The sequence below is a fragment of the Pollutibacter soli genome, from assembly GCA_029269725.1.
GTDB classification, from domain to species: domain Bacteria; phylum Bacteroidota; class Bacteroidia; order Chitinophagales; family Chitinophagaceae; genus Pollutibacter; species Pollutibacter soli.
This window is the reverse complement of sequence record JARJHS010000001.1, coordinates 804,135-822,774: the sequence shown is the minus strand read 5'-3', so window position 1 is coordinate 822,774 and position 18,640 is coordinate 804,135. Positions and strand designations below refer to the sequence as shown.

General features: G+C 43.0%; 12 protein-coding genes. 9 read left to right on the top strand and 3 right to left on the bottom strand.

Annotated features, from left to right (window positions below):
- The first annotated feature begins 62 nt into the window (after positions 1–62).
- Together P2W82_RS03430 and P2W82_RS03425 are read left to right on the top strand one after the other, a co-directional pair.
- A complete protein-coding gene (locus P2W82_RS03430) occupies positions 63–1,889 on the top strand; it encodes an ABC transporter ATP-binding protein (protein WP_336514436.1) in 1,827 nt (608 codons plus the stop codon).
- A 47-nt stretch (positions 1,890–1,936) separates the two neighbouring features.
- Positions 1,937–2,731, top strand: coding sequence for a glycosyltransferase family 2 protein (locus tag P2W82_RS03425; RefSeq protein ID WP_336514435.1), 795 nt, complete (start codon positions 1,937–1,939; stop codon positions 2,729–2,731).
- A gap of 149 nt (positions 2,732–2,880) precedes the next feature.
- Here P2W82_RS03425 and P2W82_RS03420 read toward each other — a convergent pair whose 3' ends face one another.
- Both P2W82_RS03420 and P2W82_RS03415 read right to left on the bottom strand, forming a co-directional pair.
- Positions 2,881–4,002, bottom strand: coding sequence for a glycosyltransferase family 2 protein (locus P2W82_RS03420; protein WP_336514434.1), 1,122 nt, complete (start codon positions 4,000–4,002; stop codon positions 2,881–2,883).
- A 1-nt stretch (position 4,003) separates the two neighbouring features.
- A complete protein-coding gene (locus P2W82_RS03415) occupies positions 4,004–4,768 on the bottom strand; it encodes a glycosyltransferase family 2 protein (RefSeq protein ID WP_336514433.1) in 765 nt (254 codons plus the stop codon).
- A gap of 77 nt (positions 4,769–4,845) precedes the next feature.
- Here P2W82_RS03415 and P2W82_RS03410 point away from each other — a divergent pair, with 77 nt between their 5' ends.
- The 6 genes from P2W82_RS03410 (at position 4,846) to P2W82_RS03385 (ending at position 10,430) form a co-directional block, all read left to right on the top strand.
- Positions 4,846–5,814: a glycosyltransferase gene (locus P2W82_RS03410; RefSeq protein ID WP_336514432.1), complete on the top strand. Its 969-nt coding sequence runs from the start codon at positions 4,846–4,848 to the stop codon at positions 5,812–5,814.
- 90 nt (positions 5,815–5,904) lie between these two features.
- The gene (locus tag P2W82_RS03405; protein WP_336514431.1) at positions 5,905–6,984 is read left to right on the top strand and encodes a DegT/DnrJ/EryC1/StrS family aminotransferase; all 1,080 of its coding nucleotides are present in this window, start codon (positions 5,905–5,907) and stop codon (positions 6,982–6,984) included.
- Between the two features lie 2 nt (positions 6,985–6,986).
- Positions 6,987–7,691, top strand: a complete 705-nt coding sequence (locus tag P2W82_RS03400; protein WP_336514430.1) for a WbqC family protein — start codon at positions 6,987–6,989, stop codon at positions 7,689–7,691.
- The gene (locus tag P2W82_RS03395; RefSeq protein ID WP_336514429.1) at positions 7,688–8,635 is read left to right on the top strand and encodes an aspartate aminotransferase family protein; all 948 of its coding nucleotides are present in this window, start codon (positions 7,688–7,690) and stop codon (positions 8,633–8,635) included. Before P2W82_RS03400 ends, P2W82_RS03395 begins: the two co-directional genes overlap by 4 nt.
- Entirely contained in the window at positions 8,632–9,498 is an 867-nt protein-coding gene (locus P2W82_RS03390) for a formyltransferase family protein (protein WP_336514428.1), read from the top strand. Before P2W82_RS03395 ends, P2W82_RS03390 begins: the two co-directional genes overlap by 4 nt.
- Positions 9,495–10,430 carry a glycosyltransferase family 2 protein gene (locus tag P2W82_RS03385; RefSeq protein WP_336514427.1) on the top strand — a complete coding sequence of 312 codons (936 nt, stop codon included), beginning with the start codon at positions 9,495–9,497 and terminating at the stop codon, positions 10,428–10,430. Before P2W82_RS03390 ends, P2W82_RS03385 begins: the two co-directional genes overlap by 4 nt.
- An 18-nt stretch (positions 10,431–10,448) precedes the next feature.
- On the opposite strand, the gene P2W82_RS03380 is transcribed toward P2W82_RS03385, so the two are convergent.
- A complete protein-coding gene (locus tag P2W82_RS03380; RefSeq protein WP_336514426.1) occupies positions 10,449–11,516 on the bottom strand; it encodes an oxidoreductase in 1,068 nt (355 codons plus the stop codon).
- Between the two features lie 523 nt (positions 11,517–12,039).
- On the opposite strand from P2W82_RS03380, the gene P2W82_RS03375 reads away from it, so the two are divergent.
- Complete coding sequence (locus tag P2W82_RS03375) at positions 12,040–18,624, top strand: malectin domain-containing carbohydrate-binding protein (RefSeq protein WP_336514425.1); 6,585 nt, start codon at positions 12,040–12,042, stop codon at positions 18,622–18,624.
- Positions 18,625–18,640 lie beyond the last annotated feature (16 nt).

The window sequence follows — 18,640 nt, the reverse complement described above, 5'->3', positions numbered from 1 at the left end:
AACAGCTGTGCCGTTCAGTGCAATCGTAGTGAAATCTGTAACTTGCACAGTTTTACACTGATATGAAGACCTATTTTCGCCTGCTTTCTTTTGCAAAACCATTGGGCAGATATGCCATACCTTATATTCTGTTTACAATCCTTTCAGTAATATTTGGTACCCTGAATCTTGCATTGGTAGCACCATTACTGAATACGCTTTTCAATCCGGAAAAAAGCCAGGTCGTAAAAAAGCCTTCGGGTTTTTTCGACATTTTCAACCAGTTCAACTACTACGCTTCGCTTGCCAACCAGCATTTTGGGATCTATAAAACCCTGATGATTGTATGCGGTGTGATCATTCTGTCGGTTTTTCTTGGCAACTTCTTTCGCTATTTATCGCAGCGAACCATGGAAAATCTCAGGATACAGACCCTGCTTAATTTAAGGAAATCAGTTTTTGACCACGTTATGAATCTGGACATCGGATACTTCAATAATGAACGAAAGGGAGATATCATTTCCAAAGTTGCATCTGATGTGCAGGTGGTGCAGTTCTCGGTTACAGGTACCCTTCAGGTGATATTTAAGGAACCTTTAACACTGATCGCCTATCTCGTTGTCCTGTTCGTAATCTCATACAAACTGACATTGATGTCAATGCTGATCATTCCGATTGCAGGTTTGGTAATCGCCAGGATTGTAAAAAGATTGAAGCGTGACGCTGCGGATGCGCATATCAGTTATGGTACGATGATCAGTTACCTGGATGAAGCGTTGAATGGCATCAGGGTGATCAAGGCTTTCAATGCCAAAGACTTTATCACCAAACGATTCGACGATGAAAATGAAAAGTATTCCCGTATTGTAAAATCGATGGCCAGGCGTCAGCAGCTGGCTTCGCCTGTGTCGGAATCGCTGGGGGTATTGATGGTAGGAGGAATTGTATTGTATGGAGGGTGGCTTATCCTCGGCGGTAACGAAGGATTGAATGCAGCGAGTTTCATAGCATACATTGCCATCTTCTCGCAGGTGATGCGTCCGGCAAAAGCAATCACTGATTCATTCAGTAATATTCACTCCGGCCTGGCTGCAGGGGAACGTGTTTTGGGTTTGATTGATGAAAAACCTGTGATCAGGGATAAGCCTGGTGCACGTGAACTTACCTCATTCAACGAGTCAATTAAATTTGAGAATGTCTCATTCAGATACAATGAAAGAATAGTTCTAAACAACATCAATCTTGAAATTCCGAAGGGTAAAACGATTGCGCTGGTAGGTCCTTCTGGTGGAGGTAAATCAACATTGATGGATATGATTCCGCGCTTCATTCAACCATACGAAGGGAAAATACGTGTTGATGGTACAGATATCCAGGATTACAGTTTGCGGTCTTTACGTTCGATGATGGGTATAGTGAGCCAGGATTCAATTCTTTTTAATGATTCTATCTACAATAACATCGCTTTTGGACAATCTGGCATTTCAATTGATCAGGTAATTCAAGCGGCGAAGATTGCCAATGCCCACGATTTCATCCTTTCCACTGCCAATGGTTATGAAACAAATATTGGTGATAGGGGAGTGAAGTTGTCTGGAGGACAGCGGCAAAGAATTTGCATTGCTCGTGCTGTACTCAATAATCCACCTGTAATGTTACTGGATGAAGCTACGTCAGCACTGGATACTGAATCAGAAAAAATAGTGCAGGAAGCACTGAATAATTTAATGAAGCAACGAACCAGTCTGATTATAGCTCATAGGCTGAGTACAATTCAACACGCGGACGAAATTGTAGTAATTGAAAACGGAAGAATCGCGGAAAGGGGTACTTACCTCGAACTGATCGAAAGACAGGGGCTATTCAGACGGCTAACAGAAATGCAGGCTTTCAGTACAGCCCCGGTTTAATTCCAATTTTAAAGAACGAATGCGGCCGCCAATGGAAATACACCTTTATGACAAAAAGAAAAACGGTCGGATTATTATTAGCGACGTACAATTGGCCTCAGGCATTGAATCTGGTTCTGGAAAGTGTATTGAAACAAACACGGCTACCTGATGAAATCTTAATTGGCGATGACGGTTCCAATGAAAAAACATGGGAGGTTATTGAACAGTTCAGCAGAAAGGCAAACATTCCCATACACTACGAATGGCAGGAGGATCGCGGTTTTCGCAAATCCATCATCTTAAATAAGGTGATGAAAAAAGCAACGGCGGACTACATCATCCAGATCGATGGAGACATCATCCTACACAGGAAATTTATTGAAGATCATTTGCGCAATGCGGAAGAAAATCGTTTTGTGCAGGGATGTCGCGCACTTCTCGGTGATGACCTTACAAGAAATCTTTTGAGAGGTAAGGAGCAACCGCTACACTTTTTGAGTTCGGATATCCACAATCGATTCAACGCGATGCGCGTTCCCGCTCTTTCCTTTCTGATGCGCTCCGCCGGGGATCAGCCACAGAATATTAAGGCATGCAATATTGCTTACTGGCGCGAAGACTTTGTATCAGTAAACGGATACGACAATGCCTTCGACGGCTGGGGATGGGAAGACGATGAGTTTGCTGCAAGACTGATCAACAAAGGCATTTATAAAAAGAGATTAAAGCTCGCTGCTGTTTGTTATCATCTTCAGCATGGATGTCATTCACGATATTCTCTGGAAAAGAACCAGGGAATGTTTTTTAAGACGCTTCAGCTGAGGAGAACGATGGCGGAGAATGGACTGGCGCAGGTGTAGATTGAACGTAAAACGTATAACGTTGAACGTTAAACGTTGGCTTCTTATGACGCAGTTTGTTTTCTAGATACTTAGCGCATTCTGTTTTAACGTTTGCCTTTTTTCAGCAACTCTTCTATCGCTATACGTCGGCGTTTTACGTTCCACTTTTAACGTTGAACGTAAATGGCTGCCAGCATCGCGAGCGGATACAAGATCCACTTCACAATCCGATAGGTATTCGTCTTGTAAAAACCTGATTTGTTTATGGCTCCATCATAGTGAAAACGCAGGCCAAGCTGATCAAATCTGCCTCGTTTTATTTTTCCCCATACCACACCGGTTTCCTGCGCCAGTCGCATGAGTGTTGTGTACAAGATGACGGCGAGTGATGCACCAGGTTGTCGTTTTTGAACCTGTGCCAGGTTGGCTAGAAATTCAATGATGATCGACATGGCAGTGAACAACAAAATAACGGGTACCCAAGATGGTTTGATTATAATTGAAAGGCACAGGGCAATGAGTATTATTAGAATCGTTTCTGGCGTGTTAAAAAAATCGCGGTAAGTATTTTTAGGATTGAGCTGAACAAGCCAACTGTTGCCAATCCCATAACGGAAGGGTTTATACAGATCCGGTTTCCCATCGTTCCACCAGGGATGCCAGGCTTTTGCTTCGGGTAATGTTTTGAAATTTTTGAAGCCATTATTTTCGCGGATTTTAAAACAAAAATCTACATCTTCGCCACCGCCGGTCTTGGGAATGATTGTTGAGTAACGGATATTTTTTACTGCCGACCTTCTGACCATGAAACTTGCAGTTGCTGCCCATGCAAAAGAAGTTTTGTGTTTCGAAATAAAGAAAATATCAACGGCACCACTCGCTAACTGGGCAGCAGCAAATGCAGTGGGAGCCGGCGGCAATTCGATCAGACCGATAAACCCAATTTCTTCCGGCTGGTTCAGTGCAGCGTCCATATAAATACTGAGCAGGTTTTTTTCCACCCGGATGTCATCGTCGAGAAAAAGCACCCAGTCTCCATGACCGGCTTCCATACCACGGTTACGCGTAGCGGCAGATCCAAGATTCCGGTCATTCACAAGAACTACCAGTTCAAAATTTCCCCTGGCATACCTTATCGAGTCGGGAACGGGCCCCGGTTGATCTTTAACAAGTATAAATGTAGTCTTCACCTGGGGAGGAATATCCATGGCCAGCATCGGAAGTATATATTCCGGGTTCATTCGAAACGACGGAATCACAACATCAATACTGCTGATATAGTCACTCATATCAATTGCGCAGGATTTTTTTCTTTATCATTTTAAAACGATACCTCAGGTACATACCGAGGCCCATACTTTCTTTGATGATATCCGGTTTGTCCTTTTCAAATAAAGAATCTGAATTGACAGAAGAAAATCCGGTTACGTTGTACCGTGCAATCAGTAAGGGCACATACTTTCTTCTGAAATCCTGATCACCCCAGGCCCTTATATTCAAAGCATAATCTGCGGATACTTTATATTTCAGTTCATACTGATATTTTTTAAAAATACCGGCAGGATAGAGAATCACCTGGTGATTCATGCAATGTTTTGCAAGGCGGTATTTGGAGAATTTTCCGATCAGCAATATGAAATTAACGGGTCCGGGTAACCGATGAAAAGGTTCGCTATCGCCATAATAAATGGTTTTAGGATCTCTCATTTGCTTTGCAAGCTGACTGAAACCCGGCAACAGTAAATCATCACTTCCCATAAAATAAAACCAGCGGCCATTGGCCAGTTTTGTACCCCGGTTCAATGCATCGTAAATACCTCTATCTTTTTCCTGGTGAAAAATGACAGGGAAAGAGGTGAAATTGCGCACGAGTTTTTCCGTATCGTCTGTGCTTCCACCATCAACTATTACAATTTCGATTGACCGGAATGTTTGAGATGCAATAGAGGCAAAACACTCAGGCAGAAGTTCCGCCGAATTGTAAGTTGCAATGATAATACTAACCGCAGGTTGATACTGATGTGCCATTGTTGCGCGTGCAAAAATACGTTTCATAACGCAGTTCAGTTCATTTCAACAATCTGTTAATGACTTTCACAACTCGGCATCTGTTCTTGTTTTAATTTTACGGAATGCAGGATGGAATTGCTGTAATAGTCTGTACTTATAATGGGGCAGCCAGGATTGAAAAAACCCTGGAACACCTGGCTGATCAGAAATTTTCTGCACCAATTTCATGGGAAGTAATTGTTGTTGACAATGCCTCAACAGATCATACCGGGCAGCTGATTGACAGCTTCAGAAATATTTTTCACGAACGAGGTGTCGCGTTCAGGACAGCCACTGAACGCAAAACCGGAAAGATTCACGCGCTGACGCTCGGTGTTTCAAAGATCAGTTTCAGCAATTTTATTATCTGCGATGATGACAACAGGTTAGCTGCGGATTATGTTGAAAAGATGTATCAGCGACTCAATTCAGATGATAAAATTGGTGCAGTCGGCGGACAGAGTGATCCCATATCCGAAAAAGAAATTCCTTCATGGTTCTGGAGCACTGCAGGTGATTATGCTGTCGGAAAACAGGGGAAGCATACAGGGGATGTTACAGTACGGGGGTATCTCTGGGGTGCGGGACTCGGTTCTAAAACCAGGCTTTTTCATGAGATGTATGAGGGCTTTCCGTCCCTGCTGACAGGAAGAAAAGAATCAACACTGTCGGCCGGAGAAGATGGCGAATACTGCATCCGGTTGGTGGCTAAAGGTTACAGGCTTTTCTATGATGAACAGCTGCACTTCGACCATTATATTCCTCCGCACCGCCTTACTGAAGATTACCGGAATGCGGTAATAAAGGGAATTCAATCTTCGATGGATATAATAGATAAGTATGCTGAGGCGATCAGTATGCGGCAGAAAACAACTCACCGGCCTCTGAATAGGTGGAGACTGAACCTGGTTACTCCATTCAGAATATGGCTGACTAAAAGTGAAATAAAAAAGAAACGACAACGAAATAAATGGCAGTTTTTGCTGCCAATGGAGCAGACAACAGATCAGGACATGCAGCAGATCAAAAAATTCATGGGCATCATGAGATGATGCAACGCCACAACAAAAGAGCGTATCATTGCCAGCGACAGTCGATTTGTACTGAATTACTGCATTCACCAATACCTTAGATTTGAAAATATGATCACAGTAACCAAACCTTTTTTTCCGCCGATCGAAGAATTTTTCGGTTACGTGAAACAGGTATACGACAATAACTGGCTAACCAATAATGGTCCGCTGCTTGTACAACTGGAAACCAAACTGAAAGAAAAGCTGGATGTTCCACATTTATTGGTAACATCAAATGGAACAATCGCCATCCAGATTGCGATCAGGGCTCTTGAACTGGAAGGAGAGATTATCACCACTCCTTTCAGTTATGTTGCTACAACATCTTCGATTCTTTGGCAACATTGTACACCAGTATTTGCCGATATTGATCCATTTACATTTAATATGGATCCATCGACGATAGAAAAACTGATCACTCCCGAAACCACAGCAATATTGCCGGCGCATGTATTTGGTAATTCATGTGATATTGATGCGATACAGGAAATTGCGGACAGACACAGTCTCCGCGTGATTTATGACGGAGCGCATTGCTTTGGAACAAAATACAAAGGCGAATCGGTTTTTAAATCCGGAGATATTTCTACAGCAAGTTTTCACGCTACAAAACTGTTCAATACTGCAGAAGGTGGTGCGGTAATTACCAATAACCCGGACCTGAATGCGAAGATGGAATTTCATAGAAATTTCGGACACAATGGTCCGGGAATATTTGAAGATGTAGGTATCAATGGAAAGAATTCTGAACTGCATGCGGCTTTTGGCCTGGCAAATCTTCCTTATGCCGATGAGATACTGGGTAGATTGAAAGCACTTTCGATATACTATGATGTACAGTTGAGCGGAATACCTTTGCAAACCCAAACCATCAATCCCGACTGCGAATACAACTACGCCTACTATCCAGTAATTTTTCCTACGGAAGAAATTTTGCTGAAAACATTCAATGCTCTCCAGGTAGAAAATGTGTTCACGCGCCGTTATTTTGCACCATCGCTAAACAGACTAAAATTTGTCAAGGGTAATCCTGCTCCTGTTTCAGAAGACATCAGTAGGCGCATACTTTGTCTTCCATTATATTTTTCATTGACAGAAAAAGAGATTGAACGAATTACATCAATCATTCGTAAATCCTGGAGGAACTGAAGATGAAGGTTGGAATCATGCAACCATACTTTTTTCCTTACATCGGATATTTCCAGTATATCTGTGCAGTCGATAAGTTTGTCTTTTATAATGATGTTGCGTTTATTAAGCAGGGATGGATCAACCGTAATCGTATTTTGGTCAACGGAGAACCATCTTTATTTACAGTTCCTGTTGAACAGATCAGTTCTTTCAGATCGATCAGGGATACAAAAATTCACACTTTGAGTTTTTCCAGATGGAAAAACACCTGGTTAAAAACAATTGAACAGAATTATAAAAAGGCAATAAATTTCAGGGATGTTTTTCCATTGATAAATGCGGTGATCAATGAGTCAACTGGCACAATCGGAACCCTTGCTGAAATTTCTGTAATGAAAGTTCTTGACTACCTGAATATTCCATTACCGGAATTCCTGCAAGTGGAATCGTTTCAGAATGATCATTTGCATGCGCAGGAAAGAGTGCTTGATATCTGCAAACAATTAAATGCTGAAGTCTATATCAATCCGATGGGCGGTACGGACCTGTACAGCAAAGAAGATTTCAGAAAAGCAGGACTTGAATTGTTCTTTATCCAATCAAAACTTACACAATACCAGCAATTCAACAAAGCCTGGACGCCGTCACTTTCCATTATTGATGTTTTAATGCACAACACTTCCGAAGAAATCAACGGGATGTTACTCAATTATGAACTGGTATGAAAGCAATCGGGGGATATTTCGAATGGGAAGAACCGCAGCAAGGTAAAGAGTGGCATTCAAAAGCGCTACGACTCAACAGCGGAAGAAATGCGCTTGAGTACCTTCTTCGAACAGGAAAGTTCAAGAGTATTTTTTTACCGGACTATTGCTGCGATGTGCTCAGCAAGAAAGCTGAACACCTTAACGTAAGAATAATTAAATATGAAGTCAACGAAAGAATGGAAATCGCGGGCACGATACAGACGCCCGGCGATAAAAGTCTTTTCCTGGCAGTTAATTATTTTGGATTAAAAAATGAATACATTGCCGGATTAAAAGCGAAATTTCAACACCTGGTTGTTGACAATGTGCAGGCCTTTTTTGCAGAACACATCAATGGAACATCGTCTTTTAATTCAGCGCGAAAATTTTTTGGTGTTCCTGATGGTGCATATCTCTATCCATTTAATGATCCTGATTTGTACCTGGAAGAAGATGATTCTTCCGCCCGCATTCAGCATTTATTTGACCGCCTGGAAAAATCTCCTGAAGCAGGATATGAAAAATACCTGGCTAATGAACAACTGATGGGAAATATTCCTCTGCGAAAGATGTCTGCTATAACCAGCGGAATTCTTCAGTCATTGGATTACAATAGGATTATAAAAAAGCGAAGGGAAAATTATCAGTTTTTGCATGAAAATATTGGTCAGCAAAACGAATTCTCTGCTTCATTGCCCGTAAATGCAGTACCCATGGCATATCCTTTTCTCAGTATCCGAAAAGGAATTCGTGAAAAAATGATCAAGGATCGGATTTTCATACCAGTGTTATGGCCAGAGCTGAGAACAAACGCTGCGGAAAAAAGTCAGGCATATAGATTTGCAGAATATCTTTTGCCATTGCCGATAGATCACCGGTTAAATATCAGTGACATGGATCGAATCATCAAACTGATTGCATGAAAAGAGTCTTTTTTATAGGGAATCGTCTTCCGGTTTTCCAGGTCCTGCTATCAAGAAAAAGCAAATATCATTTTGAACAGTTGTGGGTACCTGAAAACAGTATATTGCACAGGCACTTGCCACATTTTGATGTACCGTATTTTCAATTTGCTGAAAATGAAAACTCGAAAGCTGCGCTGGAGAAGGCGCTTCTGGCAGGTGGATATGATATGGTTATTTCCAATGGATGTCCCTTCATTCTCCCTGTGGAAAAAATAAAATCAACATTTCCGGATGCATTGCTGATCAATACTCATCCAACTTACCTGCCTGAATTGAAGGGAAAAACTCCGTTGAACGGAGTGTTGTATCTGGACTATGATTTCATTGGAGCAACCACACATTTTATGAATGCTCATGCAGACGAAGGCGATATTATTTACCAGGAGAAAGTTGATATTACACCCGATATAGACCAGGGTTTGATTTATTTTATGTCATTTAAACTGGAAGGCACGGTTTTTTCATCAGCGCTGGATTTACTCGAATCCGGTAATTTTATGATAACAGGCAATCCACAACAGGGGAGAGGTACCTATTTCAACCGCAGGTCCCCTCTGTTTTTACCCGATTTCAATCAGGATTCCGACGCAGATATCGTAAAGAAGATAAGATCTGTGGGAATAAATACACAAGGCGTGACGATCGAAATCCACGGTCAGCGGTGGAGACTTTTTGAGGCCGACATTATTTACAACAGCTGGATACTGGATAATTTTAGAAATCATCAACCAGGTGATTTACTTTTGGAATACAGTAACAAGATTCTTGTAAAAACCCGTGAAGGGATTGTTCGCTTCAGCGTCGAAAAAGACAATTTATGAAACCGGTGATCAGTGTAATGATGCTCGCTTATAATCATCAATCGTTTATAAGAGAAGCATTGGACAGTATCCTTATGCAGATCACTGATCTCCCATATGAAATCGTTATAGGCGATGATGCCTCACAGGATAATACCCCGATCATTCTCGAAGAGTATCGTGAAAAATATCCAGATATTATCCGGGTCATCAGCCATTCCAAAAACATCGGTGCAATGAATAACCACAAACAGACCATGCAGGCCTGTCGCGGTGAATATATTGCCATTTGCGAAGGAGACGATTACTGGTCAGACCGCCATAAATTAAATAAACAACATGCGTTACTGGATTCAGTTCCGGAATTAAGTTTTGTCTGTCATCGTGTTGACTACTATTACCAGAAGGAAAAAAGAATGGAACCCTGGGGCGCCGAATATTTTACTCCAGGTCAGCAATACAGAAAAATCACTCTCGATACTTTATTTGAACCCTACCTGGTGCGGACAGTCTCCGTTATGTATCGTGCATCTGCGATCAACAATGATGTTGCAGTCAATCAGGATTTTTTCAAAGATCTTTTTCTTTTTGCAATGCTGCTTGCCAATGGAGAAGCATGGTTCGTCAATGATAATATGGCTGTGTACCGGATTCATGACCAAGGCATCTGGTCAGGACAAGGCAGTGTCAGAAACCTCTACTCTAATGCGATGACGGGCATTCATCTCAACCGGTATTTCAAAGGAGAAAATGCCACCATAAATCTTTACACATACCACCAGTTGAAAAATCTTTTTGCCGCATTGGAAAAAGAAACTTCTCCAAATTACAGGATGATCGATGAAATAAGCAGGCCTCTGCTTCAGCATTTTGGCCATCATCTTCGCTGGAATAAAAAATTAAAGCACAGGTGGATCTGGTTGAGGAGCAAAGCTGCACTTATGCTACGTTAAACGCAGAAAGTTCAACGTTTAACCCAATAGTCCTGTAACAGGAATTTGCTTTTTTAATTCACTGCTTTCGAAAGCAAGTTCGATTATCCGGATTACATTATGTGCCTGTGATGCTTTTTCCGAAACAGGTGCACCATTGCGAATAGCCTGGTAGAGATTACGGTAGTAATCTCCAAAATCCCCTTTCAATGATGGATATATTTCACGTACGACCTTACCATCGATTTCAGTATGAATGATACCGTATTGTGATTCAGGTTCATGGCACCACTCGGCTCCAACTGGTAATTCACCGGCTTTTAATCTTTCCTCCTGCGGATCTTCGCCGCTTTTTATATAAGATCCTTTTGTTCCATGCATCATGTATCTCGGACCCATTTCGCGGATAAGCATTCCAGAATGCAAAGTCACTTTCAGAAAACCATAATCGAGATCAACAGCGAAATAGTCATCAACAAGCGAATAAGATTTCTGCCTGCGGATATCCGCATAAATATTTTTAGGATGACCAAATAAAACAAGCGACTGATCAATCAGATGAGAACCCAAATCATAAAATACACCGCTGCCCGGTACTGCTTTCTCCCGCCAGATTCCAATGGTTCTGGGATCCGGCCGGTACCGGTCGTAATGGGAAACAAATTCATGCAATTCGCCCAGTAAGTTTTTCTCCAGGATATCCTGCATTGTACGGAAATCTGCCACATAACGGCGGTTATGGTATACAGATAAAATCTTTCCCGAACGTTCTGCCAACTCTACCAGTTGTTTCGCTTCAGCAGAAGTATTTGTAAAAGGTTTTTCTACCACCACATTTTTACCGGCTTCCAGTGAAGCCTTTGCATATGGAAAATGAGTTTCGTTGGGTGACGTGATAACGATCAACTCCACTTCGGGATCGTCAAGAAGAGTCTCAAAACTATTGACTACTCTCACTCCTGGATATTTTGATTCTGCTTCTTTGGTTTTTCGCTCAACAACGCGGATCAGTTGGTATTCCGGTTGGGTCGTAAGAAAGGGTGCATGAAAGGTTTTAGAAGATATTCCAAAACTAACCAGTGCGGTGCGGATGGGGTTGATCGCCATGCTTTTTGTGGTAAAAATAAGGAAGTGGTGTGAAGGATAATGTCGCCGTGTTCAGCCTGCAGGTTTTAGTTGAAAAATATGTCCCCTAATTAGTAAGTAATCAGAATTAATATGTAGCTATACGCAAATTCAATCCCTTACATTCAAGATTTTTTTTTAAAATATTTTAATTTAATTTTAATGCAGAATAATTAAGCGAACTAATTGTAACCCAAATATTAGTGACATTTGCCTCAACCAAGGGTTTATCAACTGGCCTTTCAAAAAATATTATTTCGCACAAAATTTCGGAAAGGCAAATTTTAGGATTAATTTTTTTAGATAGCTTTACGCACCTTTTTTCGCCGTACTTTATTTTCACTACCGTAGCATCCCTCTTATTCTCCGCAAAAGCTTTTTCTTTTTTTTAATGCCTGGATCCGGACCTTTTTATGCAATCTGCATCCGTGATTGCTATTAGCCATTATCCTAAATGGTCCCGGTTTCCAGCCTGAGGCTAACAACAACCAACTAACTGTATTTTATGATGAATATATTGAGGCAATCAATGCAATTTGCAATGAGGAAGGCGTTCCTCGTCGTCAGTATTCTAATTTCCACTTTCTTTTCCTTAAAAGCCCAGTTCAGCTTTAATCTCGCGCAGCTCCAGGGTACATCGTCCCAGGTTCCGACTACATTGGATTTTGGTCCGGACGGGAAGTTATATGTCGGCGAACAGTACGGCACGATCAAAATTTATACGATAAGTAAAAATGGCAACAGCTATTCGGTTACCAATACGCAGACGGTAACATTGATTCTGGACATGCAAAACCACAATGACAATGGTGCCAATTTTAATTATAACGGTAGCGGCTACAAGGCGAGGCAAATTACCGGTTTGATGGTATTGGGAACGGCTGCAAATCCTGTAATGTATGTTGCCTCCAGCGACGCGCGAATTGGCGGAGGTGGTAATGCAAACGACGAACAACAGGACACCAATTCGGGAACCATCTCAAAACTTACCTGGACAGGCAGTGCATGGGATAAAGTAGATCTGGTCCGTGGCCTTCCAAGATCTGAAGAAGCACACGCGCCAAACGGAATGCATCTTGATCCTTCCACAAATACATTATATGTGTCAGTAGGTGGAATAACCAATGCTGGCAGCCCGTCGAATAATTTTGTGTTTACCTGTGAATACGCTTTATCCAGTGCGATCCTGAAGATCGACATGAACGTCATCAACAGTCTTCCAGTGAGAGGCTCAGGAAACAGCAAATACATTTATGATCTGCCCACACTTGATGATCCTACCCGTACTAACATTTCAAACCCTGATTACAATGCATCATTGCCAGGTTCGCAGCAAACCATTGACCAGGGCGACCCGTGGGGAGGAAATGACGGACGCAACATGGCCAAACTGGTACCGGGTGGTCCGGTTCAGATCCATTCACCGGGTTACCGAAATGCTTATGATATAGTGGTGACCCAAACACCAGGTAAAGAAGGAAGGATGTACACCATCGACAATGGTCCGAACCAGGGATGGGGTGGTTATCCGAAAAATGTCAATACACTAAATATCACTAATGAATATCAGTCTTCCGAGCCAGGTTCTACCAACCCGACCGGAAGTCTTCCCACTGTAAACAACCTCGATAATCTGCACCTGGTGTCAAAACCAGGTATGACACCTATTTACGGAGGACATCCAAATCCGTTACGGGCAAATCCTGCGGGCGCCGGCTTATATTACAAAACGGGCGGTTCGAGAGTTTTCAGCAGTTCCCCAACATCAGATTGGCCACCAGTACCCCTGAATATGGCCGATACCCGTGAGGCAAATTACCTTGTTGCAGGCCAAAACGATGGTTCCCTAACTACTTTTATCTATTCCACGAATGGAATGGCCGAATACGTATCTCCCAATTATTTTAATGGAGGTATAACCGGCGATATATTCACCGTTGATCTTAATGGCACCGTATGGCGTTTAAAATTTAACGCTGCGGGAACTGCCGTTACCACAAAAGAGTCATTTGCTTCAGGCTTCGCTACAAATCTCCTGGACATTACTATACAGGGTGCAGGTGAAGCTTTTGATGGAAGTATCTGGGTAACAGATTACGGCGGAAACAAAATTTTTGTTTTTACTCCCGCAAGTGGCGCCACCGGAAACTGTACTGGTAATAATACCAGCTGGACATTAGATGATGATGGTGACGGATTTAAAAATGCCGACGAAGCGGACAACGGAACAAATCCTTGCAGCGCAATCAGTTTCCCGCCAGATCTTGATGGTGATAAGCTCTCCGATAAAAATGACCCGGACGACGATAACGATGGAATTAATGATATCAATGACGCATTCTACCGTGATGCCACAAACGGCATGAACACCCCAAATACTATTCAGTATCCATTCCTGAATGGTAATCCCGGCACCGGTCTCTTTGGGCTTGGGTTTACCGGACTGATGATTAATAATTCTGCTAATCCTGCTCAGTTATTCAATCCTGAAGATCCGGGATTGATTATGGGTGGTGCGGTTGGATTAGCCAGCTTCCCGGCTGATGCAGGAAAAGCTTCTTCGAACAACCAGATGAATGGCTTCCAGTTCGGTTATACCATACCGGCATCTCCGATACCCTTCTCTGTACAGTCCAGTCTTATCGGGCCATTCTTCAACAGTCAGAATGCATCATCACTCAATTCAAACCACAGACAGGGAATCTATATTGGAAATGGCGACCAGGATAATTTCCTTGCTATCGCTCTTTCCGGAGCAACTGGCGGTGGCACACCAGGCCTGAGGTTGTTTGGTGAGAGTGGTGGAAACGAAACGATAAATTTATTTACACCGGTCTCAAATATACTTTCTGCAACCAACATCTATTTATACCTCGATGTTAATCCTTCTTCCAGCCTGGTAACTGCCAGCTACAGTACAAATGTCAATACGAATAAGGTAATACTCGGCAGCTTCACGGTTACGGGTAACCTGGCTTCGAAATTGAATGGCAACGCAGCCATTGCAGTTGGGCTGATTGGTTATTCTGGAACATCTTCTACCTACCAGGCACAATATGATTTTCTTGATATTCTGCCGATCAACGGTCCCACAGTTGTAACTCCGGTACCAAACCAGGAGATTACATTGGGGACTGCAAGTAAAGACATCAATATTGCCAATACATTCGCTGACCCTGGTGGTGTTGAAAATCTAACATTCAGCATCAGCGGAAATACCAACACTTCACTGGTGACAGGCGCATCCTTTAATGGCACTACTCTTACCCTTAATTTTTCAAATTCAACCGGTACCAGCCTGGTAAAAATTAAAGCAACGAATGGAAGTGGCCAGACTGCGGAAGATGAATTTTTAGTGACTGTTTCAGATCCGTCAAATCCAGCGCCACAAGTTGCCAATGCAATTTCTGATCAGAATGTAAATGCAAATACGCCAAATGTGGTGGTTTCATTTGCCAATACTTTCTCTGATGATGGCGGGCCGGGCAATCTTTCCTATAGTGTAACTGCAAATAGTAATTCAGCTCTGATAACAGGAACAACAATAAACGGCACTGATCTTACTTTGAATATTGCCTCTGGCATGACGGGCGCATCGACCATCAGGCTGAGAGCTACAGATGCTCAGGGTCAGTTTGTGGAAGATGAATTCATTGTGTCGGTAAGTCAGTCCAATTCAGCGCCAGTTGTTTCAAATCCGATCACCGATAAATCAGTGACCGTGAATACAGCAAGCCTGGTAGTTTCGTTTTCGAATACGTTCACTGATAACGGAGGTGCAGGCAACCTGAACTTTGGTGTTACGGGCAATACCAATACTTCACTCATCACGAACACTTCGATCAGCAGTACAAATCTTACACTGACAATAGCGGCAGGCCAGACCGGATCATCAACCATCAGGCTGAGAGCAACTGATGCAGGAGGTCTTTTCGTGGAAGATGAGTTCGTCGTAACTGTAACCGGTGGTACCGGTACTGCAGTGAAACTGATCAACGCAGGCGGCTCTTCGGTTACTTTCAATGGACAAACCTGGGGAGCCGATAACAGCTTCAGTGGTGGTTCAACTTATTCAGTGGGCAATGCAATTGCCGGAACAACCAACGATGCGATTTATCAGACAGAACGGTTCGGAAACTTCAATTACTCTATACCGTTAACGAATGGTAGTTATACCGTGATACTTCATTTCGCTGAGACCTATTTCACTTCAAACAACGCACGGGTGTTCAACGTGTCGATAGAAGGGCAGACCGTTCTGTCCAACTATGATATCCATGCGAAAGCAGGAGCGAATACTGCCACAACTGAGCAGTTCAATGTGAACCTGACTGATGGAACGATCAATATCAACTTCACCACAGTCACGAACAATGCAAAAGTCAGCGCGATTGAAATCCTCAGCAATACCGGTGGGCCAGCAAATACCGCTCCCGTAATTGCAAATGCAATAACAGATAAATCGGTAACGGTGAATACGCCAAGCCTTGTAGTTGGCTTTGCAAATACTTTCTCTGATGACGGAGGAACAGCCAGTCTGGTTTACTCTGTAACAGGCAATACCAACACATCGCTGATCACCAATGCTTCCATCAACGGTACGAATCTGACGCTCACAATAGCAGGAGGTCAGACGGGTATGTCGGCCATTAAACTGCGTGCCACAGATGCACAGGGATTATTTGTGGAAGATGAATTCAACGTAGCTGTAAATTCTGCCGCCAATGCGGCGCCTACGGTAGCGAATGCTATTACGGACAAATCAGTGGCGATAAACAGCGGAAGCCTGGTTGTTGCCTTTGCGAATACTTTCAGTGATGATGGTGGTACTGGCAGCCTGACTTATAGTGTCACAGGAAATACGAATACATCCCTGATCACAAATACTTCGATAAACGGTACCAATCTTACGCTCACCATAGCTTCCGGTCAGACTGGCTCTTCAACCATCAAACTCAGAGCGACAGATGCAGGAAGTCTTTTTGTGGAAGATGAGTTTATTGTTACTATGACCGGCGGAGGCCCGGGCACTGTCGTGAAACTGATCAATGCTGGTGGCCCGGCAGTGACATTTAATAGTCAGACCTGGGGAGCTGATAACAGCTTCAGCGGTGGTTCGACTTATTCAGTGGGTAATGCAATTGCGGGAACAACCAATGATGCCATCTACCAGACGGAACGGTTCGGCAATTTCAATTATTCGATACCGTTAACCAATGGCAGCTATACGGTAATTTTGCATTTCGCCGAGACCTATTTCACGACGAATAATTCGCGCAAGTTTAATGTTACCATTGAAGGGCAAACCGTGTTGTCCAGCTATGATATACATGCAAAAGTAGGCGCCAACACTGCAACTACAGAGCAGTTCAATGTCAACTTAACTGATGGAACGATCAATATCAATTTCACCACAGTTACGAACAATGCGAAGGTCAGTGCGATCGAGATTCTCAGCAATTCGGGCGGACCAACAAATACAGCGCCCGTGGTTGCCAATGCGATCACTGATAAATCGGTAACGGTGAACACTCCAAGTCTTGTTGTAGCCTTCTCAAATACTTTCAATGATGATGGCGGAGCAAACAATCTGACCTATAGTATAACAGGTAACACGAATACAACACTGATTACCGGTACTTCAATCAACGGCACCAATCTTACGCTCAACATCGCAAGCGGCCAGACGGGTATGTCGGCCATTAAACTGCGTGCCACAGATGCACAGGGATTATTTGTGGAAGATGAATTCAACGTAGCAGTAAATTCTGCTGCCAATTCAGCTCCAATAATTGCAAATGCAATAACAGATAAATCAGTAACCGTTAATACAGCGAGCCTGGTAGTAGCTGTTGCCAATACTTTCAACGATGATGGAGGGGCAGCTAATCTCGTACTAAGCATAAGTGGCAATACCAATACTGCTTTAGTGACCGGTACATCGTTCAACGGAACAAACCTTACACTCACATTTGCAGCAAATATTACAGGTTCTGCGAATATCAAAGTGAAGGCAACGGATGCGCAGGGATTGTTTGCAGAAGATGAATTTGTTGTAACGGTGACCAGTGCGCCTGTAGCAAATTCTATTCTCATCAACAGCGGAGGACCTGCAGTAACCCTGAGTGGAAGGAGCTGGGCGGCAGATAAAAACTTCAGTGGTGGCACCTCTTATTCTTATGGTTCAGTTGCCATCAATGGCACAGTGGATGATGCCCTTTACCAGACTGAGCGATTTGGCAATTTCAATTATGCAGTGCCTGTGACGAATGGCAGTTACACAGTTAAGCTGCATTTTGCCGAGACCTATTTCACTACCAGCAATTCACGTAAGTTCAATGTGAATATTGAAAATGGTAAAGGAACGCTTAGCAATTACGACATATATGCTCAGGCTGGTGCAAACACTGCAAAAGTCGAAACCTTTAGTAACATTTCGGTAACCGACGGAACGCTGAATATCGCGTTCACCACTGTCACGAATAATGCGAAAGTCTGCGCGATTGAGATCATTCCAAACAGCAGTACACGTATAGCCGCACCTGATGCATCATTTGATGCAATACTAACTGCCGACGAAGTGAAGCTGAGCTGGAAAAACCTCCCGGAAGATCAAACGGGGGCGGTGACAATCGAACGTTCACCGGATGGCATTCAATTTGAAGAACTCGAAACGATTGAACCATCAGCAAGAAAAACGCAACATTCAGGTGAGTATGTTGATATACGTCCGTTCAAAGGAATATCATACTACAGGCTGAAAACGCACAGCACTGATGGAATAATACGCTATTCCGTTGTTCGTTCAGTGGTATTCAACCTGGAATCATCAGCGTTCCTGATTTATCCGAACCCGAATACGACCACCGGTCTCGTGTTTATGGAATTCCCACTGAAAAGTCCGAATGAAACAATTTCAATAAGGATCCTCACCGTACAGGGTGCTGAAATTTATCGCGGGTTAAAGATTGAACGTGGCACACGCACGATCATGAGTTTCCGACTGCCACCTTCACTCAGGCCTGGCACCTATATCGTTGAAATCGATCAGAACGGTACAAAACGACATGCAAGGCTGGTGGTAAATTAGAACCGGGCATTAACAC